This is a genomic window from Blautia sp. HCN-20427 (genome assembly GCF_037890365.1).
Classification (GTDB): domain Bacteria; phylum Bacillota; class Clostridia; order Lachnospirales; family Lachnospiraceae; genus Blautia.
The window spans coordinates 141,536-164,080 of the sequence record NZ_JBBKBX010000005.1; the positions used below are offsets into that span (position 1 = coordinate 141,536).

The 22,545-nt window shown below is 46.8% G+C and carries 26 protein-coding genes; 3 read left to right on the forward strand and 23 right to left on the reverse strand.

From position 1 onward, the window contains the following. Positions 1–4: 4 nt before the first annotated feature. The 20 genes from WKT17_RS04775 to WKT17_RS04870 form a co-directional block, all read right to left on the reverse strand. Positions 5–316, reverse strand: a complete 312-nt coding sequence (locus WKT17_RS04775) for a thioredoxin family protein (protein WP_173747146.1) — start codon at positions 314–316, stop codon at positions 5–7. Positions 317–318: 2 nt separating this feature from the next. Further along, positions 319–1,245: an NAD(P)/FAD-dependent oxidoreductase gene (locus tag WKT17_RS04780; protein WP_173747145.1), complete on the reverse strand. Its 927-nt coding sequence runs from the start codon at positions 1,243–1,245 to the stop codon at positions 319–321. Between the two features lie 214 nt (positions 1,246–1,459). Beyond that, the gene (locus WKT17_RS04785) at positions 1,460–2,380 is read right to left on the reverse strand and encodes a LysR family transcriptional regulator (RefSeq protein WP_173747144.1); all 921 of its coding nucleotides are present in this window, start codon (positions 2,378–2,380) and stop codon (positions 1,460–1,462) included. Next, positions 2,377–2,943, reverse strand: coding sequence for a pyridoxal 5'-phosphate synthase glutaminase subunit PdxT (gene pdxT / locus WKT17_RS04790; RefSeq protein ID WP_173747143.1), 567 nt, complete (start codon positions 2,941–2,943; stop codon positions 2,377–2,379). Before pdxT ends, WKT17_RS04785 begins: the two co-directional genes overlap by 4 nt. A 1-nt stretch (position 2,944) precedes the next feature. Next, positions 2,945–3,820: a pyridoxal 5'-phosphate synthase lyase subunit PdxS gene (gene pdxS, locus WKT17_RS04795; protein WP_173747142.1), complete on the reverse strand. Its 876-nt coding sequence runs from the start codon at positions 3,818–3,820 to the stop codon at positions 2,945–2,947. A 115-nt stretch (positions 3,821–3,935) separates the two neighbouring features. Further along, entirely contained in the window at positions 3,936–4,760 is an 825-nt protein-coding gene (locus WKT17_RS04800) for an acyltransferase domain-containing protein (protein WP_173747141.1), read from the reverse strand. Positions 4,761–4,841: 81 nt separating this feature from the next. Continuing rightward, on the reverse strand, positions 4,842–5,237 hold the full coding sequence (locus WKT17_RS04805) for a MerR family transcriptional regulator (RefSeq protein WP_173747140.1): 396 nt from the start codon (positions 5,235–5,237) through the stop codon (positions 4,842–4,844). 16 nt (positions 5,238–5,253) lie between these two features. Next, positions 5,254–6,393, reverse strand: a complete 1,140-nt coding sequence (locus WKT17_RS04810; RefSeq protein ID WP_173747139.1) for an aldo/keto reductase — start codon at positions 6,391–6,393, stop codon at positions 5,254–5,256. A gap of 88 nt (positions 6,394–6,481) precedes the next feature. Next, positions 6,482–7,129: a deoxyribose-phosphate aldolase gene (deoC, locus tag WKT17_RS04815; protein ID WP_173747138.1), complete on the reverse strand. Its 648-nt coding sequence runs from the start codon at positions 7,127–7,129 to the stop codon at positions 6,482–6,484. Positions 7,130–7,151: 22 nt separating this feature from the next. Beyond that, a complete protein-coding gene (locus WKT17_RS04820) occupies positions 7,152–8,339 on the reverse strand; it encodes a phosphopentomutase (RefSeq protein ID WP_173747137.1) in 1,188 nt (395 codons plus the stop codon). 31 nt (positions 8,340–8,370) lie between these two features. Beyond that, positions 8,371–8,826: a cytidine deaminase gene (locus tag WKT17_RS04825; RefSeq protein ID WP_173747136.1), complete on the reverse strand. Its 456-nt coding sequence runs from the start codon at positions 8,824–8,826 to the stop codon at positions 8,371–8,373. Continuing rightward, the gene (gene udp / locus WKT17_RS04830) at positions 8,823–9,605 is read right to left on the reverse strand and encodes a uridine phosphorylase (protein ID WP_173747135.1); all 783 of its coding nucleotides are present in this window, start codon (positions 9,603–9,605) and stop codon (positions 8,823–8,825) included. The genes WKT17_RS04825 and udp overlap by 4 nt, the downstream gene beginning before the upstream one ends. 40 nt (positions 9,606–9,645) lie before the next feature. Next, on the reverse strand, positions 9,646–10,008 hold the full coding sequence (locus WKT17_RS04835; RefSeq protein ID WP_173747134.1) for a VOC family protein: 363 nt from the start codon (positions 10,006–10,008) through the stop codon (positions 9,646–9,648). Positions 10,009–10,021: 13 nt separating this feature from the next. Beyond that, positions 10,022–11,059: a sulfate/molybdate ABC transporter ATP-binding protein gene (locus WKT17_RS04840; RefSeq protein ID WP_308781657.1), complete on the reverse strand. Its 1,038-nt coding sequence runs from the start codon at positions 11,057–11,059 to the stop codon at positions 10,022–10,024. A gap of 50 nt (positions 11,060–11,109) precedes the next feature. Further along, positions 11,110–11,814, reverse strand: a complete 705-nt coding sequence (gene modB / locus WKT17_RS04845) for a molybdate ABC transporter permease subunit (RefSeq protein ID WP_173747132.1) — start codon at positions 11,812–11,814, stop codon at positions 11,110–11,112. Between the two features lie 10 nt (positions 11,815–11,824). Continuing rightward, entirely contained in the window at positions 11,825–12,667 is an 843-nt protein-coding gene (modA, locus tag WKT17_RS04850) for a molybdate ABC transporter substrate-binding protein (RefSeq protein ID WP_173747131.1), read from the reverse strand. Positions 12,668–12,702: 35 nt separating this feature from the next. Continuing rightward, positions 12,703–13,638 (reverse strand): molybdopterin-binding protein, encoded by a 936-nt coding sequence (locus tag WKT17_RS04855; protein WP_340271880.1) that lies wholly within the window; start codon positions 13,636–13,638, stop codon positions 12,703–12,705. A gap of 2 nt (positions 13,639–13,640) precedes the next feature. Further along, positions 13,641–14,606 (reverse strand): GTP 3',8-cyclase MoaA, encoded by a 966-nt coding sequence (gene moaA, locus WKT17_RS04860; RefSeq protein ID WP_173747129.1) that lies wholly within the window; start codon positions 14,604–14,606, stop codon positions 13,641–13,643. Beyond that, complete coding sequence (gene moaC, locus WKT17_RS04865; protein WP_173747128.1) at positions 14,607–15,101, reverse strand: cyclic pyranopterin monophosphate synthase MoaC; 495 nt, start codon at positions 15,099–15,101, stop codon at positions 14,607–14,609. Beyond that, positions 15,102–16,136: a molybdopterin-binding protein gene (locus WKT17_RS04870; RefSeq protein WP_294579282.1), complete on the reverse strand. Its 1,035-nt coding sequence runs from the start codon at positions 16,134–16,136 to the stop codon at positions 15,102–15,104. 185 nt (positions 16,137–16,321) lie between these two features. Between WKT17_RS04870 and ilvB the strand changes: the two genes are divergently transcribed. Both ilvB and ilvN read left to right on the forward strand, forming a co-directional pair. Beyond that, positions 16,322–18,040, forward strand: a complete 1,719-nt coding sequence (gene ilvB / locus WKT17_RS04875; protein ID WP_294579283.1) for a biosynthetic-type acetolactate synthase large subunit — start codon at positions 16,322–16,324, stop codon at positions 18,038–18,040. Positions 18,041–18,051: 11 nt separating this feature from the next. Next, the gene (gene ilvN / locus WKT17_RS04880; protein ID WP_294579286.1) at positions 18,052–18,561 is read left to right on the forward strand and encodes an acetolactate synthase small subunit; all 510 of its coding nucleotides are present in this window, start codon (positions 18,052–18,054) and stop codon (positions 18,559–18,561) included. A 77-nt stretch (positions 18,562–18,638) separates the two neighbouring features. On the opposite strand, the gene WKT17_RS04885 is transcribed toward ilvN, so the two are convergent. After that, a complete protein-coding gene (locus WKT17_RS04885; protein ID WP_173747124.1) occupies positions 18,639–18,779 on the reverse strand; it encodes a hypothetical protein in 141 nt (46 codons plus the stop codon). 129 nt (positions 18,780–18,908) lie between these two features. On the opposite strand from WKT17_RS04885, the gene WKT17_RS04890 reads away from it, so the two are divergent. Continuing rightward, positions 18,909–19,760, forward strand: a complete 852-nt coding sequence (locus WKT17_RS04890; RefSeq protein ID WP_294579288.1) for an AraC family transcriptional regulator — start codon at positions 18,909–18,911, stop codon at positions 19,758–19,760. A 5-nt stretch (positions 19,761–19,765) separates the two neighbouring features. Here the strand turns inward: WKT17_RS04890 and WKT17_RS04895 are convergent, their stop codons facing one another. Together WKT17_RS04895 and WKT17_RS04900 are read right to left on the reverse strand one after the other, a co-directional pair. Further along, positions 19,766–21,676, reverse strand: a complete 1,911-nt coding sequence (locus WKT17_RS04895) for an FtsX-like permease family protein (protein ID WP_294579291.1) — start codon at positions 21,674–21,676, stop codon at positions 19,766–19,768. Then, positions 21,673–22,428, reverse strand: a complete 756-nt coding sequence (locus WKT17_RS04900) for an ABC transporter ATP-binding protein (protein ID WP_173747121.1) — start codon at positions 22,426–22,428, stop codon at positions 21,673–21,675. Before WKT17_RS04900 ends, WKT17_RS04895 begins: the two co-directional genes overlap by 4 nt. Positions 22,429–22,545 lie beyond the last annotated feature (117 nt).

Genomic DNA, 22,545 nt, shown 5'->3' on the forward strand with positions numbered 1-22,545 from the left:
CCGTTTACTCACTCAATTTTTTGATTGCTTCATTTATGATTAATTTATGTGTAAAACCTGTTTTTTTGTCTTTCACCGCTCCATTCCGGAAAAACAAAAGGGTTGGCAGTACCTGTATATCCCACCGGGAGGCCAGTTCCGGCTCCGCCGTAATGTCCACTTTTCCGAAAAATGTCTGTACTCCTTCCGTCTCCAGTTCTTCTATCCCTGTCTCTGTCCTTTTACAATGAGCGCAGGTAGGGGAGTAAAAAAGAACCACGGTTTCTTCCCCGGATTGGATTTTCTCTTCAAATGTCTTCAGATTTAATTCCTGCATGTTTATACCTCTTTCTCTGTTGTTCGTCTCAAATCTTCTGCCGCCAGAACGGCTGCATTGGCTCCGTCTGCCGCTGCCGTAATCACCTGGCGCAGGCTTTTTGTCCGCACATCTCCGGCTCCGTAAAATCCTTTCAAAGCTGTTCTCCCTGTTTCGTCTGCCTGTATGTACCCGTTCTCGTCTGTCACGGCAAGCTCCCTCAGAATCTCTGTGCGTGGTATCTGGCCGATTTCTACAAAAATACCGTCCACCGGAAGCCGTCTGTTATCCTGCGTCCATATGGCCTCTGCCTTGTGGGTTCCCTCTATTTTGCTGACCACGGTATTTCTGAGAATTTCTATGTTTTCTTCTGCTTCTGCCTGAAGGAGGGAGGACTTAGCAGCCCGGAAGTCTTCTCTTCGGTGAATGAGCAGCACCTTTTTACAGATTCCCGCCAGATACAGAGCTGCGTCTACGGCACTGTCTCCGCCGCCAATGACTGCTGCCACCCGGTCTTTATAAAAAGCTCCGTCACACCATGCACAGACGTGAACTCCTTTTCCGAAAAACTGCTGTTCTCCCGGTATGCGCAGCTGCCTGTGTACCGTACCGGCTGCATAGATTATGGCTCTGGCTTCCAGAACTCTTCCATCCTCCAGGCGGCATTTCCACTTACCTTCCTCACGCCAAAGCTTTCCGGCTTCTCCTTCTGTAAAAGAAACCCCACACTTTTCGGCGTGGCCCCGAAACTGCTCTCCCAGTTCGTATCCCCCAATTCCCGGAAGTCCCGGGTAATTGTCCACCCGGCCACTGTCTGCAATCTGTCCGGTTCCTCTGTATTCCTTCTCCACTATCTGCACGGTCAGATTGGCTCTTCTGGCATAAATTCCTGCCGTCAGTCCTGCCGGTCCGCTGCCGATAATAAGCAAATCCGGTGTTTTTTCTCCCATCTGCTGTCCACCTTTCTTTATCCTAGTTTTCATAGTAAATTGCTAGGAAATATGATATTTGAAAGGATACCACAGAAAAACCCATTCGTCAAATAGAAAATATACATTATGCGTAATAGTTTCTATTTATAGGCAAAAAAAGACAGTTCCACCTCTGTCCTGAGGTTTGGAACTGTCCTTTTTTGTAGGACTCCTTTTTTGTATGTATTCTGTATTATTCTATATTCAAATATTTCTTAATGGCTTCTATATACGTTTCCCCCATTTCACTGAGCACCATGTTTTTTCTTGTAATATAGCCGATTTCCATAACACTGTCCTGGTCTTCTTCGTCCCCTTCAAAGGGAACAGCCACATAATCACTGCCGTTTAATTCTTCGCAGATAATCCCGGAGCAGAGGGTGTAACCGTTGAGCCCCACCATGAGATTCAGCATGGTAGCCCGGTCATTGGCTTTGATAATTTGGGCATATTCATTGGTAGAAAGAATTTCTTCCGCAAAATAGAAGGAACTGTTTTCTCCCTGTTCAAAAGACAGACAGGGATAGCCGCTGAGCTGCTCAAACCTTATGGAGGTTTCCTTTGCCAGAGGATGCTGTTTCCACAGGTATACATAAGCCCCGCAGGAAATCAGAGGATGAAATTCCAGGCTTGCGGTTTTCATCATTTTTTCCATAGCTTTCCGGTTAAAGTCAGAAAGATAGAGGACGCCGATTTCGCTTCGCAAGGTGCTGACGTCACTGAGCACCTTTCTGGTCTCAGTTTCCCGGATTGCAAACTCGTATTTCGACATATCAAATTCTTTTGCCATATCCACAAATGCTTTCACCGCAAAGGAATAATGTTGGGTAGAAACTCCGAATTTTTTTCGGTAGCTTCCGTTTTTGCTATATTTCTGTACCACCGCTTCATATTGATCATAAATTTCTTTTGCGTGAAGCAAAAATTCCGCACCGTCATTGGTCAGCGCCACGCCTTTGCCGCCCCGGTAGAGAAGCACCAGTCCCAGTTCCTTTTCCAGTTCCTTCATGGCATTGGTCAGCGAAGGCTGTGAAACGTATAAAAGCTCTGCCGCTTTGTTCAATGATTTTGTTTCCGCTATGGTAATCAGATAATGCAACTGTGTCAGTGTCATTTTCTGCACTCCTTTAAAAATAGTTCATGAATCCTGTTATCTGTATCCAGTTCGGGATGAAAGGCCAGCCCATACTGTCTGCCGTACCGGACCGCCACGATTTTTCCCTCTGCCCGGGCGAGAATCTCTACAGCCGGGTCTGCTTTTTCCACATAGGGAGCACGAATGAAGGTCATAGGCACTGTGCCGATTCCTTTCATTTCCTGTATTGTGTGAAAGCTGCCAAGCTGTCTGCCATATGCATTTCGCTTTACCGTTACGGGAAGGGTACCGAAATATACATGAGGGTCGTTTACACACGCTTCGGCCAGCAGAATCAGCCCCGCGCAGGTGGCAAGCACAGGTATTCCCCGGATAATCCGCTCTTTCAGGCCCTCAAAGATATCCAGTTCCCGCAGAAGTTTTCCCTGTACTGTGCTTTCCCCGCCCGGCAGAACCAGACCGTCAAAGGCTTCCTGCAAGTCACCTTTCTGACGAATTTCCACGCATTGTGCGCCAAGGGCTTCCAGCTTTTTTCGGTGTTCCAGAAACGCGCCCTGCACTGCAAGTATTCCGATTTTCATCCTATTTTCCCCTCTCTGCCATAAGAAGCTGTATTTCCTGCTCATTGATTCCCACCATGGCTTCCCCTAAATCCTCTGACAGTTCTGCCAGCAGTTTGCTGTCCTGATAATTGGTCACTGCTTTTACAATGGCTGCCGCGCGTTTCTTCGGATTCCCGGATTTAAAAATACCGGAGCCTACAAAGACTCCCTCTGCACCCAGCTGCATCATCAGAGCCGCGTCCGCCGGAGTGGCTACGCCGCCTGCAGCAAAGTTTACGACCGGAAGACGTCTGTGCTCATGTACATAAGCGACCAGTTCGTAGGGTACCCGCAGATTCTTGGCCTCTTCAAAGAGTTCCGCTTCCTTCATAGCCCCAATTTTTGCAATCTCCTGGTTCATTTTCCGCATATGGCGCACGGCCTGCACTACATCTCCCGTTCCCGGTTCTCCTTTTGTTCGAATCATAGAAGCGCCCTCCTGAATTCTCCGAAGGGCTTCGCCCAAATCTTTTGCACCGCAGACAAAGGGTACCTGAAATTTCCGTTTGTCAATGTGGTAGACATCGTCTGCCGGAGAGAGGACTTCACTCTCATCTATGTAATCAATTTCAATGGCTTCCAGTATCTGTGCTTCCGCGAAATGACCGATTCTGCATTTCGCCATAACCGGAATGGACACCGCTTCCTGAATACCCTTTATCATTTTCGGGTCACTCATTCTGGCCACGCCGCCTGCAGCCCGTATATCAGCCGGAATCCTCTCCAGGGCCATAACAGCGCAGGCTCCCGCTTCTTCTGCAATCTTTGCCTGTTCCGGAGTGGTGACGTCCATAATTACTCCGCCTTTTAACATCTGTGCCAACTGCTTATTTAATGCATATCTCTCATTTACCATTTCCAATCTCTCCCTTTCTTTTGTGATTGATATGCATCTTAAACCAAAACTGTCCTTGTTAAAATAACCAGTTTATTTATTTTTAAGCAGTCCAGTTTTCTTTTTCTCCTGTTTTCTATGCTTTCAGGTATCCAAAAGCTTCTCCTACTTTTCCCCCGTCCAAAAGATAGGCTTTCATTTTTCTCTGCAAAGAAGTATCTTCCGGCAGTTCCTCCAGGGAATTCCCCCTTTTCTGGAAAACCCATTCCAGCACTGCATCTGATTCCCAATGCACTTTATCCACTTCAAAAAGCGCCTGAAAGTTTAAAATTCGGGAATTCGGAGGCAGTAAATCCTTTAAAGCAGGACTTAAAAGCCAGGATTCACAGGTATACGGCGCCTGTCTGTAATTTGGATAGTACCTTTCAAAAAATTCCCGGGTCTGGTGTAAAGATTCCTGTACTTTCTCACTGCTGATGTCCGCATCCGAGGGAATATGTACCGCAATGGTCTTTTTTTCCTTCTGTGTGCACATCTCATACTCCAGTTCTCCCAAGCGGAACAACTGCAGAGAAAGCTGTCTGCCTGTCCAGAAATCCCGGTCAAATCCATAACAGCCATAGCTGACCTGATGTTCCTGTACAAAGCGCCAAAAGCACTTCATAGTTTCTGCAAAAATTTCTTCTGAAATTCCCAGATTTTCATATTTTTCATAGGTATACCCACAGGCTGTCAGCATGCAGAGCAACATGTTCATGCCTTTCTTATCTGTCTGCAGCAAGTTCTTCAAACCTTTTCTTGCATCCTCCCAGCAAAAGGGGTCTGTGAGATTTTTCAATATCTGCTGCAGGTTTCCGTCCTTTGACAGGTTTCCCCTTGCCTGCTTTTCTGTTTCTTCTAATTCCTGTAAGGCTTCCCCGGAAAAGCCTGTAAGTTCTGCGATTTCTCTCCATGTTTTCATGTTGTTTTTCCCCCTTTTTACTGGTATTTTCTGCATTATACCATGTAAAAAATACTTTGCAAAGACAGAAAAGAGGCCTTCTCAGCCTCTCTCCTTCTCTATCTTTCTTAAATTTTCCTCTGCCGCACAGACAGTCTCTTCATAATGCTGAATTTTTTTATCCAACAGATGCAAAGATTCCTGCATCTCTTCCAGACGCATACGCAACTGCTCTCTCTGCTCCTCTAAAATGGCTTTTCTGGCACGGGCCGTTTCTTCGCCCTGCTGGTAAAGCGCCACATACTCAATCAGTGCTTCGATTTGCACTCCGGCCTTCCGCATACACTTCATAAGCTGTATCCAGCCGCAGGAGGCTTCGTCATAGTCGCGAATTCCGCTTTTGGTTCTGGGAACCGGAGGAATCAGACCGATTCTCTCATAATACCGCAGGGTATCCGCTGAAATATCGTATTTTTTACTGGCTTCCGCAATGGTCATACACTTCCATCCTTTCTTAAAGTCCTGCAGGCTGCTTCAGTTTCTCGGCAAAATCTTTCATGGCATGAGAAATCTGCAGCATCTGAGGACAAACTGCCTCACAGCTTTTACAGCCGATACAGGCCGCCGGACGCTTCTCTTCTTCCAGGGCATCCGCCGCCATCTGGACAATGATGTTATTGGCAAAACGCATTTCATTATACATGGAAAGCAAGGTAGGAATGTCCAGTCCTTTGGGGCAGTGCGTTACACAATAACGACAGGCTGTACAGGGGAGCGTGTCCAGCATACTGTCTGTCACCTCTGCCAGCACCTTCTGTTCCCCTTCACTTAAAGGTTTATCCTCCTCATAAGTGTAGATATTTTTCTCCATCTGCTCCATGTTCGACATTCCGGATAAAACCACAGTCACACCAGGTACGCTCTGAAGGAAGCGGAAAGCCCATGCCGGAATTTCTTCCTCCGGACGAAGCGTTTTCAGCTTTTCTGTATTTTCCTCTGAAAGCTGTGCCAGACGTCCTCCTCTTAAAGGTTCCATGACCCAGACAGGCATATGATACGCATTTAAAAGCTCTACCTTGGCTTTTGCGTCCTGCAGTTTCCAGTCCAGATAGTTTAACTGAATCTGGCAGAATTCCATATGCTCTCCGCAGGCTTTCAGAAAGTGCTCCAGTGTCTCATATCTGGCATGTGCCGAAAAGCCCAGATGACGGATTCTGCCTGCTTTCTTCTGCTGCAGCAGATATTCCAGAATCCCATATTCAGGATTCAGATAGGCATCTATGTTTTTCTCATACACATTGTGCAAAAGGTAAAAATCAAAATACTCCACGCCGCATTTTTTCAGCTGCTCTTCAAAAATTTCCTCCACCTTGTTCATATTGGACAAATCATAGCCCGGAAATTTACTGGCCAGACAGTAGCTGTCTCTTGGATATTTGCGCAGCAGTTTTCCCATAACCACTTCTGACTGTCCATTGTGATAACCGTAAGCCGTATCAAAATAATTCACACCGTTCTCTATAGCGCGGGCAATCATTCCCGCAGTTCTTTCTTCGTCAATGGCTGCATCCGGCTGGTCTCCCAGTGTGGGCAGGCGCATAGCGCCAAACCCCAGGGAAGAAAGTTTTAAGTCCTGAAATTCTTTATATATCATCTCTTTTGTCCTCCTGTCTGCTCTTCTTAGGACAGCATACTCCTTGAAGTTCACTCTAAGTCAAGCAGTTTTTTCAGAAAAACAAATTTTATGTTTCCAACAAGGTTATCAGTCTGCTGGTACCCAGACGGTCTGCACCCAAATCCAGAAATTTCTCCGCATCTTCCACAGAAGAAATTCCTCCGGCTGCTTTCACCTTCACCTGCTCTCCCACATGTTTTCGCATCAGCTCTACATCTGCAAAAGTAGCGCCGCCTGTGGAAAAACCCGTGGATGTCTTAATGTATTCTGCACCGGACCGGGTGACTACACGGCACATTTCCAGCTTTTCGTCTTCTGTGAGCAGACAGGTTTCTATAATCACCTTTAAAACTTTCCCGCCGCAGGCCTGCTTCACAGCCTGGATTTCCTCCAGCACCCGGTCATAATCCCGTTCCTTTACCATGCCCAGATTGATCACCATATCTATTTCATCTGCACCGTTCTCCACGGCATCTCTGGTTTCCAAAACCTTTACAGCCGTTGTGGTATTTCCATTGGGAAATCCAATAACCGTGCAGATGTTTACTTTGTCCTGCACGTACTCCTTTGCCCTTTTTACATAGCAGGGCGGAATACACACCGACGCGGTCTGATATTTCATTCCTTCTTCACAAATCCTGCGAATTTCTTCCCAGGTGGCTGTCTGTTTTAACAATGTATGGTCCAGTCTGCTTAATAGTTCTCTTTTTTCCATGTAAGCTTCTCCTTTTGTCCTTTTACAGAAGTTCTTTTAACAGGGAAGTACCAATGGTTCCTTCCGGCATTGCTACGCAGAAATTGTCTGCAATGGTAGCGCCAATTACGGCAAACGTATCACTGACCCCCAGATTTTTCCCCTCCTTCATAGAAGGAGAATAGGCCAGAAACGGCACCTGTTCTCTGGTGTGGTCTGTTCCTGTATACGTCGGGTCATTGCCATGGTCAGCAGTGAGAATCAGCAAATCATCTTCCCGCAGCACAGAAAGCAGCACACCCAGCTTTTCATCAAAACGCTCCAGTTCCTCTGCATATCCCTGGACATTTCTTCTGTGTCCCCACAGAGCATCAAAATCCACCAAATTGGTAAAACACAGCCCTGTAAAGTCTCTTTTCGCAAGGTCTGTGGTCTGTTCCATGCCGTGTACCGAGCTTTGAGATTTATTGGATTCTGTCAGCCCCTGTCCGTCAAAAATATCGTAAATCTTTCCCACGGAAATCACGGAAAGTCCGGCTTCTTTTAAGCTGTCCAGCGCCGTTTTTCCATAGGGTTTTAAAGCATAGTCATGGCGGTTTGCCGTCCGCTTAAACGCTCCTTTTTTCTTTCCGGTATAGGGTCTTGCAATGACGCGTCCCACCTTCCACTCATCCCGCATGGTCAGTTCTCTGGCGATTTCACAGTAATGGTACAGGGTTTCCAGTCCCATGGTTTCTTCATTGCCGCAGATTTGGAGAACCGAATCTGCAGAAGTGTACACAATCAGTTTTCCTTCCCGGATTTCCTGCTCTGCCAGTTCTTCTAAGATTTCTGTTCCGCTGGCGCTTTTGTTTCCAATAATGGTTCTGCCTGTACGCTGTTCCAGTTCCCGGATGAGCTCCGGTGGAAAGCCGTTTTCCGTAAAAGTTTTGAATGGTTTTGTCACATGCAGCCCCATCATTTCCCAGTGTCCCGTCATGGTATCCTTGCCGCAGCTTCTCTCCTGCAGTTTCATATAGCAGGCCATTGGACGTTCCGCTTCCGGAATATTCTTCAGTTTATGAAGATTGGCAATGCCCAGTTTCTGCAGATTTGGAATCCGAAAATTCTCTTTTTTCTCTGCAATATGCCCTAAAGTGTCCACCCTGATATCTCCGTATTTTTCAGAATCCGGCATAGCCCCGATTCCCAGGGAATCCAGTACAATGGTAAAAATTCTCCGATACTTCATATGCAACCTTCCTTTCTGTATGGTTCCAAGTTTATGCGTGATTTCTGTCCCTTTCCTCTTCCGGCATTTCCAGATTTTTTCCCGAAAATCCCAGGGGAAGCAACTCCTCTAAAGTATATTCTTCCCATGTTTTGTCGCCTTTTCCCAAAAGAATCCGAAACTCTTTTGGCTCGCAAAATTCCATAAACACCTGTCTGCATACACCGCAGGGCGCTGTCAAGTCTGTTGGTTCTCTCCCTTCCATACCGCCCACAATGGCAATGGCAGCAAACGCTCTGACTCCCTCAGAAACCGCCTTAAAAACTGCAGTCCGTTCCGCACAGTTGGTAGGACTGTAAGCAGCATTTTCAATATTGCAGCCGGTAAAAATCTGTCCCTCCTTTGTCAGCAGCGCCGCCCCTACCTGAAAATGAGAATAAGGGGCATACGCAAAGGTTCTGGCCTCCAAAGCCCGATTCACTAAGGTTCTTTTTTCCTGTTCTGTCATACACTTTCCCTGTCTTTCTGAATCAGCAGACGAATTCCCTCTACTGCTACGCGAATCGCGGTTTCCGTGTCATGTACAATGGGGTTCTCAAGCCCCTGCTTTTCTCTCTCCTGGTTTCCTATCACCAGCAGGTCTGTTCCCACTCGCACTTTCAGATAATTTCCCACAATAAACAGTGCAGCGGATTCCATTTCTGAGGCTTTACAGCCCATGCGCAGCCAGGCTTCCCACTTGTTCAGCAGTTCATAACTCACCGGCTTTGTCTCCGGCTCGTGCTGTCCGTAAAACGCATCTTTGCACTCCACCACACCTGTGTGGTAAGTACAGCCGCAGCGTCCGGCCGCCTCCACCAGTGCGTTTGTTACCTGCAGATTAGGTACTGCCGGATATTCAATGGGCGCATATTCCTTGCTGGTTCCCTCCATACGGATAGCGCCTGTGGCAATCACAAGGTCGCCGCCCTTTACTTCTGTATCCATACCTCCGCAGGTTCCCACACGGACAAAGGTGTCCGCGCCGCATTGCACCAGTTCCTCCAGAGCAATAGACGCCGAAGGCCCGCCGATTCCCGTGGAAGTCACACTGACTTTTTCTCCGTCCAGATATCCGGTATACGTCTTGTATTCCCGGCTGTCTGCAATGAGTACAGGATTGTCCAGATATTTTGCGATTTTCTCACATCGCTTGGGATCACCGGGCAAAATTACATACCGTCCTACGTCCCCTCTGCGAATCTGTAAATGATACTGAAGTCCTGCTTCCCCTGAATAGTTTTGCATAATACCGTCTCCTCTCATGAAAAATTTTTTCTATTTGCTGTTACATGGGCGTCCCCACCTCAATCAAATTACCGTCCAAATCGTAAAACCGAACCATTTTCTGTCCCCAGCTATGGGTCATAAGCCGGTTGACATATTCGATATCGGGATAACGTTCCTCAAGTTTTTCCACAAACGCCTCTATATCCCGCTCTTCAAAATAAAGTTCACAAGAATTGCTCTTTTGCACAATTTCTTTTCCCACAAAGTCTCTCCAGATTTTTTCGTCCTGAAGCACCAGACCTTCTGTTAAAATCATATTTCCCCCATGATCTAATATCGTATCCAGTCCAAATAAATCATGGTAAAACTCCCTGGATTTTTCAATATCCTTCACAACCACCAACACATTTTTCAATTTCATCAGACGTCATCTCCTACTCATACAAAAACAGCAGTTTTTCCTCTTTCAAATACAGCCTTTCCGGTATCTTTCCCGCATTCTCCCACAAATATTTGGAAACCTTCCAGTCAATCCTCTGTTTTCCTTTTGGACTTGCCAGAAAAGAAATATTATACTCAAACATATCCTCCGTCACAATGGGCTTTTGCAAAGGAAAGCACAGACAATTTTCCTCTTCTTTTATCAGAAATTCATGGGCGCGGACCGCCACGGATTGTATGCCTTCCGTGCTGCGGTTTTGAATCGGAAAGGCTATGCCCCAGTCCGGTACCACAATCTCATTCTGTTCTTTTGTCTGCACATCGGCGATATTCTTGCATCCGGTAAGGCGTGCTGTCACCTTTGTCCGTGGATTTTGAAACAGCGCTTTCGTTTCCCCCTGCCCCACAATCCGGCCATGGTCCATGACCAGCATTTCCTCACTCATTCGATAAATCTCATCTCTACTATGAGAAACCAGAATCACCGTTCCGGAATACTCTTTCAAAAATTCCATCATCTCTCTTTGAAGCTGATCCCGCAGATATACGTCCAACGCAGAAAAAGGCTCATCCAGAAGAATCACCTCCGGCTCGCATATCATCATTCTGGCCAGTGCGGCTCTCTGCTGCTGTCCTCCTGAGAGTTCGTGGGGAAGGCGTTTTTCCAGACCTTTTAATTGAAATTTTTCCATATACTGTGCGGCCTTTTGCCTCTTTTCCCTGGGGCTTACCAAAAGACCTGCCATAATATTTTCTTCCACCGTCATGGTTGGAAAAAGGGCATAATTCTGAAACAGATATCCTACCTTCCTTTTCTGGGGTTTTTCACAGATTTTTTGTTCCGTATCCAGTAACGTTCTGCCGCAAATCACAATTTTCCCTTCATCTGCGCTTTCCACTCCTGCCAGACTTCGCAACAGCAGACTTTTTCCGCTTCCTGACGCCCCCAGAATCCCAATGCGGCGGCAGTCGCTGGAAAACTCTACAGCAAGCTGAAACCTTTCCAACTTTTTCTTTATTTTCACTTCCATAAACATACACCTCTTGGCCCCATCCGAAATCTGCCCCTTTCGGTAAACTTTTACCAGCGTTTTCTCCGCTTTCCTTTGCTGCCTGCCACCAGGTTCATAACCAGCAGGATTCCAAACGCTGCCACAAGCACAATAGCGACCCAGAAGCCTGCCGTGGCATAATCTCCGTCCTGAATTACCATAGCGATTTTCTGGGATATGGTTCCTGTTTTTCCCGGAATATTTCCCGCCAGCATAGAAGTGGCACCATATTCTCCCAGCGCCCTGGCAAAGGTCAGCACGGTTCCCGCAGCCACACCCGGTCCGGCAGTGGGAAGCACCACCTTCCAGAAAATTTTTGTCTCAGACATGCCCAAAGTGCGGGCCGCATAAATCAGATTGGAATCTATCTGTTCAAAAGCCCCCCTGGCATTGCGGTACATCAGGGGAAAGGCAATCACCACTGCCGCCAGCACACACCCGGCCCAGGACTGTATGATTTTAATATGAAAGGAATCATACAAAAATGCCCCCACCGGCCTTCTGGTGCTAAAGGTCAGAAGAAGAAAAAATCCCGCTGCCGTAGGGGGCAGCACCATGGGCAGCGTGAGTATACCGTCCAGTACGGCCCTTGTTTTCCCTCCGGCCTTCATAGCCTTTGCCGCCGCAAAAATCCCCAGAAAAAAAGAGAAAAATGTGGCGGCAATTCCTGTTTTTAAGGAAATCCAAAGGGGACTCCAGTCCAGATTTTCCAGTATCTGCTTCAACGCTTCCATGGCCTCTCCTTTACTCTACATTCGTGTCAAAATAATAGTTTTCAAAAACTTCTTTTGCCTCATCGGAAAGCACATATTCCAGAAAATCCTGAGCCGCTTCTTCCTGTGCCTTATCTGCTTCCTGGTTTTTCACCCGGCAGATAGGATAAATCACATCTCCGGTCAAATCGTATCCCACAGTTTCCAGAATTTTCACCTTGTCCTCATATCCGTAGGTATCCGAATAATAAGTGGTTCCCACCTCACAGGCCCCTTCTGTCACAGCAGTAAGCGCCTTGCTTACGTTATCCTGCTCACTGATTTCCACACCGCCTAAGCCTTCGGACACTTCCTGCGTCGTAATTTTGGACACGTCCTCTGCCTGCGGCAAAATCCCCATATTCACCAGAGCCTGCCGGGTATACTTGCCCACCGGTACACTGCCCCCTGCAAGAGCAATACTTTTGGCTTCCTGCAAATTGTTAAGTCCGGTTACTTTTGTTTCACTGTCTTTTAAAGTCAGAAGCACTACCTGATTGTTTACCACATTGCGGCGGGTTCCCTCCACAATCAGTCCGTCCTGCTCCAACTGGTCCATTTGTTTCTGGGATGCGGAAAAGAAAATATCACAGGCATATCCCTCTTCAATCTGGGTCAGCAGGGTACCGGAGCTGTCTGCATTGTATACAATTTTCACCTCCGGGTGCTCCTCCTTATATTTCTCTGCCAGTTCGGTCATCACGGTATTTAAACTCGCTGCAATAAACACCTGAATTTCTTCAGGTTCTGTATTCGTTTCTTCCGTTCCGCCGCAGGCACCCAGTCCTGCTGTCATACACAATACCAAAGCTGCTGCTAAAAATCGTTTCTTCATTCTGCTTCTCCTATTCTCTTTTGTTCTGTTTTCTTCTAATTTCTTCCACATTCTCCTTCGGTTCCCCGCAGGATTCCCAGACCGTGTTCCAAGACCGACAGAACAAATTCCAGAGATTCCTTTACTGCCTTAGGGCTTCCCGGAAGATTTACAATCAGCGTGCCCTTTCGGATTCCGGATTCTGCCCGGCTTAACATAGCGCGCTTTGTAATGGTCATGGAATATCCCCGGATGGCCTCCGCAATGCCTCTGGCCATGCGGTCACACACGGCAATGGTTGCTTCCGGGGTCACATCCCTTTTAGAAAATCCGGTACCGCCGGTGGTGAGAATCAGGCTCATCTGCCTCTGGTCAGCCAGACGCATCAGCTGCTGTTCCAACGGTTTCTGTTCATCTGGTAAAAGCAGCGTTTCTTCCACCTGGTATCCGGCTTCTTCCAGCATTTTTACAATCAACGGACCGCTTTTGTCCTCTCGTTCGCCCTTAGACCCTTTATCGCTGAGGGTAATCACTGCCGCTGTATAAGGCCGGTTTGCGTCAGGCAGTACCAATTGGATTTCGTCTCCCCTTTTGATTCTTCCCCCCTGCAAAACTCTGGCAAATACCCCTTCCTTGGGCATAATACATTCTCCCATGCGCTGATAAATCTGACAGTGGTTATGACACTCCTTTCCAATCTGGGTCATTTCCAGCACCACATCTCCTATCCGGAAACGGCTGCCCACAGGCAGAGCGGCAAAGTCAAATCCCTCTACCACCAGATTTTCTCCAAAAGCGCCGAAGTCCACTTCTGCTCCTCTTGCCTGAAAATCCTGAATTTTCTCTACAGAGAGCATGCTCACCTGACGATGCCACGGGCCTCCGTGAGCATCTCCCAGAATCCCCCATTGTGGGGTCAGTTCTGCTTCTACTACTTCCGTTTTTGCAGTTCCTCTCTGTTTACTGATACAGATTGCTCTGATATTTCCCATTTCTATCCTCCTATTTTCCACATATCCCGCTGCTCTGTTATCTGTTCCGTATGTGCAAAACAATGCCTCTGGGGCTTCTTTTCAACAGCACTTCTAAGCAGTTCTCTGATTTCCTCACGATTTCCTGCTCTTACTGCCTCTTTCAGAGAAAAATTTTCCTCATAGCAAAGGCAGGGCTTTACCTTTCCCTCCGCCGTCATGCGCAGGCGGTTACAGCCTGCACAGAAATTATCATGTATGGCGCTGATAAAGCCCACACTTCCCTGAAAACCGGGAAAACGGTAATACACTGCCGGGCCGTTTCCGTGAGAACGGCCGTCCGGTTCTGCCTTTCCGAAAGATGCCTGCATCTCTTCCAACAGCAAAATATTGGAAACTCCCTCTGTTTCCTTATCTTTTCCCAGAGGCATTTTTTCAATAAATCGCACATCTATTCTGCGGTTTTTAGCCAATAGCGCCAGTTCTTTCCAATCCTTTCCGTTCTCCCAGGGCAGCAGTACCGTGTTGGTTTTTAAAGGCACCGGGAATCGGCTCATCGTATCCAGTCCTTCAAGGACCTGTGCAAGCTTGTCAAAGCCCGTGATTTTCCTGTATGTTTCCTCATTCAAGGTATCCAGACTCACATTCACTCCATCAATCCCAGCCTGATAAAGCGCCTCGGCGAAAGGAGCCAGAAGTACACCGTTGGTTGTCAGGGTCACCTTTTCCATTCCGGGAATTTCTTTCAGTTTCCGGATAAGTTCCACACAGCCGGGACGCAGAAGAGGTTCTCCTCCGGTAATCTTTATTTTTCGGATACCCATCCGGGCGCCGCAGACACAGATGTCCAGAATTTCCTCCAGACTTAAAAGTTCTTTCCGGGGCAGAAAGCAGGGCATTTCCGGCATACAGTACCTGCACCTTAAATTGCAGCGGTCTGTAATGGAAATCCGCATATAATCCACTGTTCTTCCGTAGCTGTCCTTCACTTACTGCTCCCCGCTTTCCATCTGCCTCTGGTATATCCCGCTTTTTCCCCCGGTTTTCTTTTCCAGACAGATATTTCCGATTTCCATACTTTTATCCACCGCCTTACACATATCGTAAATGGTAAGCAGCGCAGTGCTCACTCCGGTCAAAGCTTCCATCTCCACTCCAGTCTTTCCCACAGTACGCACGGTACACACCGCTTTTACTGCGCATTCCTGCTCCAAAAGGAAAAACTCCAATTCTACCTTGGAAAGATTCAGCACATGGCAGAGAGGAATCAGTTCTGAAGTCTTCTTCGCCCCCATGATTCCGGCAATTCTGGCCACACCCAGCACGTCTCCTTTTCCCATTCCACCTTCTGCAAGTTTCAAAAAGCATGCTCTGCTCATAGTAATGGTTCCCGCGGCAATGGCTTCTCTGACCGTTTGCTTTTTCTCGCTGACGTCTACCATAACCGCCTCGCCCCGGTTGTTAAAATGCGTAAACTCTCCCATTTAAACTCCTTTCCCAAATCCGCAGTTCGGATAGGTACACTGGGGACAGGACAGACACAGACCGCCTTCCCCTGCCCGGATAAAATCTTCCTCTGTGAGCATTTCTCCTGCCAGAAGCCGCGGCAGGACCAAATCGAAAATTGTTCTTTTCGCATACATGACACAGCCAGGCAGTCCCAGAACGGGAATCTTCCTATCCCCATGCTCATAATAAGCCAGCAGGAACATAGCGCCCGGCAGCATGGGTGCTCCGTAAGTCACAATCCTGGCCCCTGTATTTTTAATAGCCAGAGGCGTCCGGTCGTCCGGGTCCACACTCATGCCTCCTGTGCAGATAACCATTTCCACGCCTTTTTCTATCATTTCTTCAATGGCTTTTGTAATCACAACATGGTCGTCTCCGCTTAATACATGCTCTGTCATCTGCACCTGATACTCTGCCAGTTTTTCCTCAATGACCGGGGTAAAGGTATCGGAAATTCTGTTTTTCAGCACCTCGCTTCCCGTAGTAACCACTCCTGCGGTTTTATACCGGTAAGGCAAAATCTGAAAAATCGGTTCTTCCCCTGCAGCCTGCCTGGCTGCCTCCATTTTTTCTTTTTCGATTACCAGGGGAATAATTCTGGTACCTGCAATTTTATCCCCTTTTTTCACCGGAAAATTGCCGTGGCGGCTGGCAATCATCATCTGGCCCATCCCATTGATTTTGTGCAGGGTTTCTCTTTGTATCTTCAGAACGCCGTCCATGTCGGCAATGAGTTCTATTTTTCCTTCCTTAACTTCACTTCCGTGCATATGCTCGCCCTTGCAAATGCGGTACAGGATTTCTGCCGCTTCGTTCTCATGCAGCATATGCTCATTATTTTCCCATATATAAATATGCTCTTTTCCCACACTTAAAAGAACGGGAATGTCCTCCTTCTGAATCACATGGCCTTTGCGAAACACAGCGTCTTTGGTAACGCCTTTGATAATCTGCGTAATATCATGGCATAAAATCTGTCCTACTGCGTCTTCTGTACGCATTAATTTCATAATAATATGCTCTCCCTTCTATCTGAACAAAAATAGTTTGTTTTCTCTATCTTTCTATTTTAATGCATCTTGCCCGTTCTGTCTATCTCCCTTCCCATTTTCTGTTGACAAACCCTTTCCCCCATTCTATAATGATTTATAACTTTTACGCTGTAATATCGTAAAATACAGGGAGGGATTGCATTATGAAGCAAATTTCAGGAAACCGACTGTTGGTAAAAGCCCTGAAAGAAGAAGGGGTGGACGTTTTATTCGGCTATCCCGGGGCGTGTACCATTGACATCAGCGACGAGCTTTACAAACAGAACAATCTGGACATCATACTTCCCCGGCATGAGCAGGCTCTGGTTCACGAAGCAGACGCCTATGCCAGAACCACAGGAAAGGTTGGGGTCTGTCTGGTGACCAGCGGTCCCGGCGCTACCAATCTGGTGACAGGTCTTGCCACAGCCAACTATGACAGCGTACCTCTCGTATGCTTTACCGGACAGGTGGCACGTCATCTCATTGGAAACGACGCTTTTCAGGAGGTAGATATTGTGGGTATTACCCGCAGCATTACCAAATACGGCGTCACCGTACGCAGGCGGGAAGACCTGGGACGAATTATCAAAGAAGCCTTCTATATTGCACGCACAGGAAGACCCGGCCCTGTGCTCATTGACTTACCAAAAGACGTGATGGCTGAGCTTGGCAGCCCCGAATATCCCAAAACTGTCAACATTCGGGGATACAAACCCAATTCCGGTATCCATGTGGGGCAGCTGAAAAAAGCGCTGAAGCTTCTCCAAAAAGCCAAAAAACCTCTGTTTCTGGCAGGGGGCGGTGTCAACATTGCAGGAGCCGGAGAAGTTTTCACCAAAGTGGCTGAGAAAACCCAGGTTCCTGTGGTAACGACCATTATGGGCAGAGGTGCTATTTCCACCAACCATCCGCTGTTTATTGGAAATCTGGGCATGCACGGCGCTTATGCTGCCAATATGGCTGTCAATAACTGCGATTTGCTGTTTTCCATTGGTACTCGCTTTAACGACCGTATCACCGGAAAACTCCACGAATTTGCTCCCCATGCGCAGATTGTCCACATTGATATTGATACGGCTTCTATTTCCAGAAATATCCATGTAGATATCCCTATTGTGGCAGATGCCAAAGAAGCCCTGCTTAAGATGGATGCTTATGTAGAGCCCTGCAGCACGGGCAAATGGCTGAAGGAAATCCATGCATGGCAGGAAGAACACCCGCTTACCATGAAGAAGCGGGCGCTGATGGGGCCTCTGGATATTCTTCAGGAAATCAACCGCCAGTTTGACAAAGCCATTCTGGTCACAGACGTGGGCCAGCACCAGATGCTGGTAACCCAGTACGCAGAGATTACAGAAAAGAAAAAACTGATTATGTCCGGAGGCCTTGGCACTATGGGCTATGGACTTCCCGGTGCCATTGGGGCAAAAATCGGCAATCCCGATACGCCTGTCATTGCCGTTTCCGGCGACGGCGGCATGCAGATGAATATTCAGGAACTGGCTACCGCAGTTCTGGAAGAACTTCCGGTTATTCTCTGTATTTTCAATAACGAATATCTGGGCATGGTACGCCAGTGGCAGAAGCTGTTCTACGGCAAACGGTATTCTATGACAAACCTGCGGGCCGGCGCTCTCTCCCGCCGCACAGACGGAGAAGAACTGCCGCCTTATACCCCGGATTTTGTCAAACTGGCTCAAAGCTATGGGGCTGACGGCATTCGTGTTACAAAAAAAGAAGAAATCGCCCCTGCCTTTGAACGGGCTAAGACCCACGCCAAGACGCCTACGGTGATTGAATTTATCCTCGACCCGGAGGAAATGGTTTACCCGATGATTAAACCCGGCGGCACTCTGGCCGATATGATTATGGATTGTTAGGAGGCGGGACTATGGAAAAAGGAATGAAAAAAAGATGGATTTCCCTCTATGTGGAAAATCAGGTAGGGGTACTTTCCAAAATTTCCGGACTGTTCTCCGGAAAATGCTACAATCTGGACAGTCTCACGGTAGGAACCACGGAAGACCCTACGGTTTCCCGTATGACCATTGCAACCGTCAGTGATGACGAAACCTTTGAGCAGATAAAAAAGCAGTTAAACCGCATGGTGGAGGTTATCAAAGTCATTGATTTTACGGATATTTTTATCCGCATAAAGGAAATTCTCTATGTGAAAGTCAGAGATTGCTCTCTGGAGGAAAAAATCGAGTTGTTTCAGATTGCGGAAACCTTTAAAGGACGTGTCATTGACCGTGGAAAAGACAGCCTGCTTCTGGAATTTGTCCAGACCGCTGCCAAAAATGATGCGGTTGTCAAGCTGTTTAAAGAAGAATTTAAAAATATCGAAGTGGTACGGGGCGGAAGCGTGGGAATTGAATCCATCAGCATGATGGAACACTGATTCTCCCCCCTATTCCAAAAAGCCCGCGAAGCTGCAGTCTTTCCTGTTTCTTCGCGAGCTTTTCTTTTTTATGCATCTTAGTATCTTCCGTAAAGTCTTCCTGTCCATGCAGCGTCAATGGCTGCGAAAGCTTTTCCGTTTTTCTCAATGTATCTTTCCAGGCGCTGTCCAAATGTCATTTTTTTTGTATCTATATTGTTCTGATTTAATTTCTTCATAATAATTTCTCCTCTTTTTGAAATAAGTGTTTTCCTTGTTTACAACCATATGTTATCATAGACTATAGAATTATTTTAGATAATATATTGACTGTTTTTAGGTCAATATTGACATTTAGGAGGTTTTTTATGAAGACTGCGTTTTACAGACATCTGGATGACCTGGAGGGAAAAAATATCTCCATCCGCTATCAGACCAACCGTGGTTCTTATTTCCCAGCCCACTGGCATCCTGCCGTTGAACTGCTCTATATCCTAAACGGCACTGCGGAAATCACCATAAGCGGCAAAAAATACACCCTGGTAGCAGGGGAATTTATTGTTACGGATTCCAACCAGATACATGAATCCCGCTGCGCTCTTGCTTATACGGAAATCTGTGTGCACGTTTCCAGGGCATTTCTGGAATCCTATATGGAGCAGGGTATCCTTCCCCATCTGGTGTGCAGCAGAGAAACCCTTACCCACAAAGACCTTCCCTGGTTTCTGGAAATCTGTGACCTTTTCAAGCAGCTGGTTCCCCTTTACATCACCCAGCCCCCTGCCATGAACCTGGCCTGTGAAGCCATTGTCATGCAGATTCTGTTTAAACTGGTAAACCATTTCTCTGTTTCCATTCCTGCAGAGGAAGTACCTGCCGCCGGAAATCAGGAACGACTAAAGGAGATTCTGCTCTATGTGGAAGAACACTACAGCCACAGCATTTCTCTGGAGGAAATTTCTGCTCATTTTGGTCTCAACCGGGAATATTTCTGCCGTTTTTTCAAAAAGAATGTGGGGCTCAACTTTTCCCGGCATGTAAATCTGGTCCGGCTTTCTCACATTCATTTTGAACTGCTTACCACCAATGACCCCATTATGGAAATCATTGACCGGAACGGATTTACCAATTATAAGCTGTTTCATAAGCTCTTTCGTGAGATTTATGGCTGTACGCCCCGTGATTTGCGGACGTCGAAATCTGCAGGGGCGGAAAATTAAAACTGCTACAAAAACAGCCTCTTTCTGGCTGTCCGCACAGACAACAGGCAGATTCCGCTAAACAGCACCAAAACAATACCTGCACTCCACAGATTTACCAGCAGCAACTCTTCCTTCATGACATTTCCCAGCGCATGTATGGAAAACCAGGAGGTGACAACCATGAGCACGAAGGGACAGTAGTAGGTAAAACAGATTTCATTCCGTACAGACTTTTTCAATACCTTTGTCTGAATTCCCATTTTTTCCAATACCCTGTACCGCTCTTTGTCCTCGTAAACTTCATTGCCCGTCTTTAAGAAAATAATACTTCCTGCTGCCAGTACCAGCGTCACAAACATAAACTGGCACAGAGAATACATAATCCGAATCCAACCGTCCTGCTTAGACTGTGCCTGGGAATAGTTGACACCGGTTGTATACTGGCCGTTTTCATCCTGCGTAACCAGGGATTGAAGATAAGCCTTTGACGCTTCTATGTTTTCGGGGTTTTTCAACCTGTAATTATACAGATAGCTTTTCACCCCAAGTCCCTCCAATTCTTCAAACGTCTTATCACTGACCACATAGATATCTGCTGAGCTTTGCAGAGCTCCCAGATAAGGGGTCTTGTCCACGGCAAGAACCTCATACATTTTCTCTCCTATCTGCTGTTTTTCATCTCCAACCGAACTGCCCGCAAGGCTCATAAGAATTTCGTGGTCCAGGTTAATCACCTGGGTGTCCTTCAGTTCTTTGTATGGAAAGGAAAGCCCTGCCGCTTTGACCGCGGACTTTACCTGGGAATAAGATACCACACCGTACATCGTTTGATTGTATTTTGAATGCATGGTTTTGGAATCCAGAATTACCAGTTCATAAGTATTCCAGCATTCCAGTTCATTTTCCTGTTGGATACCCCTGGCAATTTCTTTCCCGTCTTTTGGCTGTGTGCTTACCACCTGACAGGTATAAACCCGGTCAAAGGCATGTATTTTCTCATACCGCTGCTTCATGGCAATGGAAAAGGCCAGCACAGTCACAGAACAGATCATCAGTACAGTCACCATGGCATACGTTCTGTAATTCTTTTTCATGCGGAAAGCCAGACTGTTCACCCAGAGATTTCTCTCTTTTTTATACAGATACTTTTTATTGCCTGTCAGCTTTCTCAAAAGTGCAGGGATAAGACCGGAAAACAGCAAATACACGCCTGCAATCACCAGAATTACCGCTGCCAGAGCATTATTCAGAGCCTGCATACCATTGGTATCCCAGGCCAGATAATAGCCTGCTCCCAGAATACCCAGACCTGCCAGAATGCGCAGAAAGGTCAGAATCCCCTTTTCCGGACGGATTTCTTTCTGCTTCGCACCGGAAAGCAGATTCAGCACACTGCTGGTTGCCAGGGTGTGATAACTCTTTAACGTCATCAGTCCGTATACACCGCCAAACATAGCTGCTGTCACCAGTACCGGCGAAAGACTGAAGGAAAATTTTACATCCACACTGATATCCGACAGCTTCAAAAGCAGCATCTGAAACAGCTTGGAAAACAACACTCCGGTTACAATTCCCGAAACCAGGGAAACCAACCCGATAAATACAGCTTCCAGCACATACATTTTTCCGATACGCTGATTATCTAACCCCATAAAGATGTAAATACCGATTTCTTTTTTCCTCTGATTTAAAAACACATTGGACGCATACCAGATAAAGAAGAATAAAAATACGGCAAATACAACAGACGCGGCCTTTACAATCATATCAATGTAATCCTTTTTATAATCCATGAGTACGTCCATGGAATCCGAATACAGCACATTTTGAAAATTAAAAAAGATAAACACAGAAAAGGCCAGGGAAACAATGAGCATACCATAATTTCTTACACTTCGCTTAAAGTTCGAAAAAGAAAGCTTGAAAAGACTCATTCCTGCTCACCTCCCATGGCAGCCAGCATGGACATGATTTCTTCGTAAAACGCCTTTCTGCTTTCCCCGTGGTTTAAGCGGCTGTGAATTTTTCCGTCTTTGAGAAAATACACCTGTCTTGCATAGCTGGCTGTGTAGCCGTCATGGGTAACCATTAAAATCGTAGCCTTCTCCTCTTCATTAGCCGCCTTCAGGCAGCACAGCAAATCCCGGCTGGATTTGGAATCCAAGGCTCCGGTGGGCTCATCCGCAAACAAAATCCGGGGTTCCGTAATCAAAGCTCTGGCGCTGGCCGCCCTCTGCTTCTGTCCCCCGGAAAGCTGATAGGGATATTTCCGCAGATGGCTTTCCAATCCAAAGGCGCACGCTCTCTGCTGTACCTTCCGGATAATCTCTCCGCTTTTCGCCCCGTTTAAAGATAAAGGCAGCGCAATATTATCCTGCAAAGTCATATTATCCAGCAGATTATACTCCTGAAAGATAAACCCGATTTTATCTCTTCGGATAAGAGAAAGCTGCTTGTTGGACAATTTTGTAATGTCCTTTCCTTCCAGAAGAATTTCTCCCTTTGTGGGCTTATCCAGTGTGGACAAAAGATTTAAAAGCGTGGTTTTCCCTGCGCCGCTGGGACCCATAATGGCAATGAAATCACCTTCAAAAATATCCATACTGATATCCTGCAGTACAGGTGTTTCATATCCCTTTCGTCCATAATTCTTATACAGATTTCTGATTTCCAATATTTTATTCATGTTCTATTACCTCCCTGTCTGCTTTTATCTTAGCAGACAGGATTCTAAAAATCCTTTCATTCCGGCAACACTTTCCCTTCCAGGCTTTCATTTTTGTTAGAAATCCGCTTTTTGCTG

Coding starts and splice junctions, on each gene's coding strand:
- WKT17_RS04775 (WP_173747146.1), bottom strand. CDS start 316: ATGCAGGAATTAAATCTGAAGACATTTGAAGAGAAAATCCAATCCGGG.
- WKT17_RS04780 (WP_173747145.1), bottom strand. CDS start 1,245: ATGGGAGAAAAAACACCGGATTTGCTTATTATCGGCAGCGGACCGGCA.
- WKT17_RS04785 (WP_173747144.1), bottom strand. CDS start 2,380: ATGACACTGACACAGTTGCATTATCTGATTACCATAGCGGAAACAAAA.
- pdxT (WP_173747143.1), bottom strand. CDS start 2,943: ATGAAAATCGGAATACTTGCAGTGCAGGGCGCGTTTCTGGAACACCGA.
- pdxS (WP_173747142.1), bottom strand. CDS start 3,820: ATGGTAAATGAGAGATATGCATTAAATAAGCAGTTGGCACAGATGTTA.
- WKT17_RS04800 (WP_173747141.1), bottom strand. CDS start 4,760: ATGAAAACATGGAGAGAAATCGCAGAACTTACAGGCTTTTCCGGGGAA.
- WKT17_RS04805 (WP_173747140.1), bottom strand. CDS start 5,237: ATGACCATTGCGGAAGCCAGTAAAAAATACGATATTTCAGCGGATACC.
- WKT17_RS04810 (WP_173747139.1), bottom strand. CDS start 6,393: ATGATATATAAAGAATTTCAGGACTTAAAACTTTCTTCCCTGGGGTTT.
- deoC (WP_173747138.1), bottom strand. CDS start 7,129: ATGGAAAAAAGAGAACTATTAAGCAGACTGGACCATACATTGTTAAAA.
- WKT17_RS04820 (WP_173747137.1), bottom strand. CDS start 8,339: ATGAAGTATCGGAGAATTTTTACCATTGTACTGGATTCCCTGGGAATC.
- WKT17_RS04825 (WP_173747136.1), bottom strand. CDS start 8,826: ATGACAGAACAGGAAAAAAGAACCTTAGTGAATCGGGCTTTGGAGGCC.
- udp (WP_173747135.1), bottom strand. CDS start 9,605: ATGCAAAACTATTCAGGGGAAGCAGGACTTCAGTATCATTTACAGATT.
- WKT17_RS04835 (WP_173747134.1), bottom strand. CDS start 10,008: ATGAAATTGAAAAATGTGTTGGTGGTTGTGAAGGATATTGAAAAATCC.
- WKT17_RS04840 (WP_308781657.1), bottom strand. CDS start 11,059: ATGGAAGTGAAAATAAAGAAAAAGTTGGAAAGGTTTCAGCTTGCTGTA.
- modB (WP_173747132.1), bottom strand. CDS start 11,814: ATGGAAGCGTTGAAGCAGATACTGGAAAATCTGGACTGGAGTCCCCTT.
- modA (WP_173747131.1), bottom strand. CDS start 12,667: ATGAAGAAACGATTTTTAGCAGCAGCTTTGGTATTGTGTATGACAGCA.
- WKT17_RS04855 (WP_340271880.1), bottom strand. CDS start 13,638: ATGGGAAATATCAGAGCAATCTGTATCAGTAAACAGAGAGGAACTGCA.
- moaC (WP_173747128.1), bottom strand. CDS start 15,101: ATGGGAGAGTTTACGCATTTTAACAACCGGGGCGAGGCGGTTATGGTA.
- WKT17_RS04870 (WP_294579282.1), bottom strand. CDS start 16,136: ATGAAATTAATGCGTACAGAAGACGCAGTAGGACAGATTTTATGCCAT.
- ilvB (WP_294579283.1), top strand. CDS start 16,322: ATGAAGCAAATTTCAGGAAACCGACTGTTGGTAAAAGCCCTGAAAGAA.
- ilvN (WP_294579286.1), top strand. CDS start 18,052: ATGGAAAAAGGAATGAAAAAAAGATGGATTTCCCTCTATGTGGAAAAT.
- WKT17_RS04885 (WP_173747124.1), bottom strand. CDS start 18,779: ATGAAGAAATTAAATCAGAACAATATAGATACAAAAAAAATGACATTT.
- WKT17_RS04890 (WP_294579288.1), top strand. CDS start 18,909: ATGAAGACTGCGTTTTACAGACATCTGGATGACCTGGAGGGAAAAAAT.
- WKT17_RS04895 (WP_294579291.1), bottom strand. CDS start 21,676: ATGAGTCTTTTCAAGCTTTCTTTTTCGAACTTTAAGCGAAGTGTAAGA.
- WKT17_RS04900 (WP_173747121.1), bottom strand. CDS start 22,428: ATGAATAAAATATTGGAAATCAGAAATCTGTATAAGAATTATGGACGA.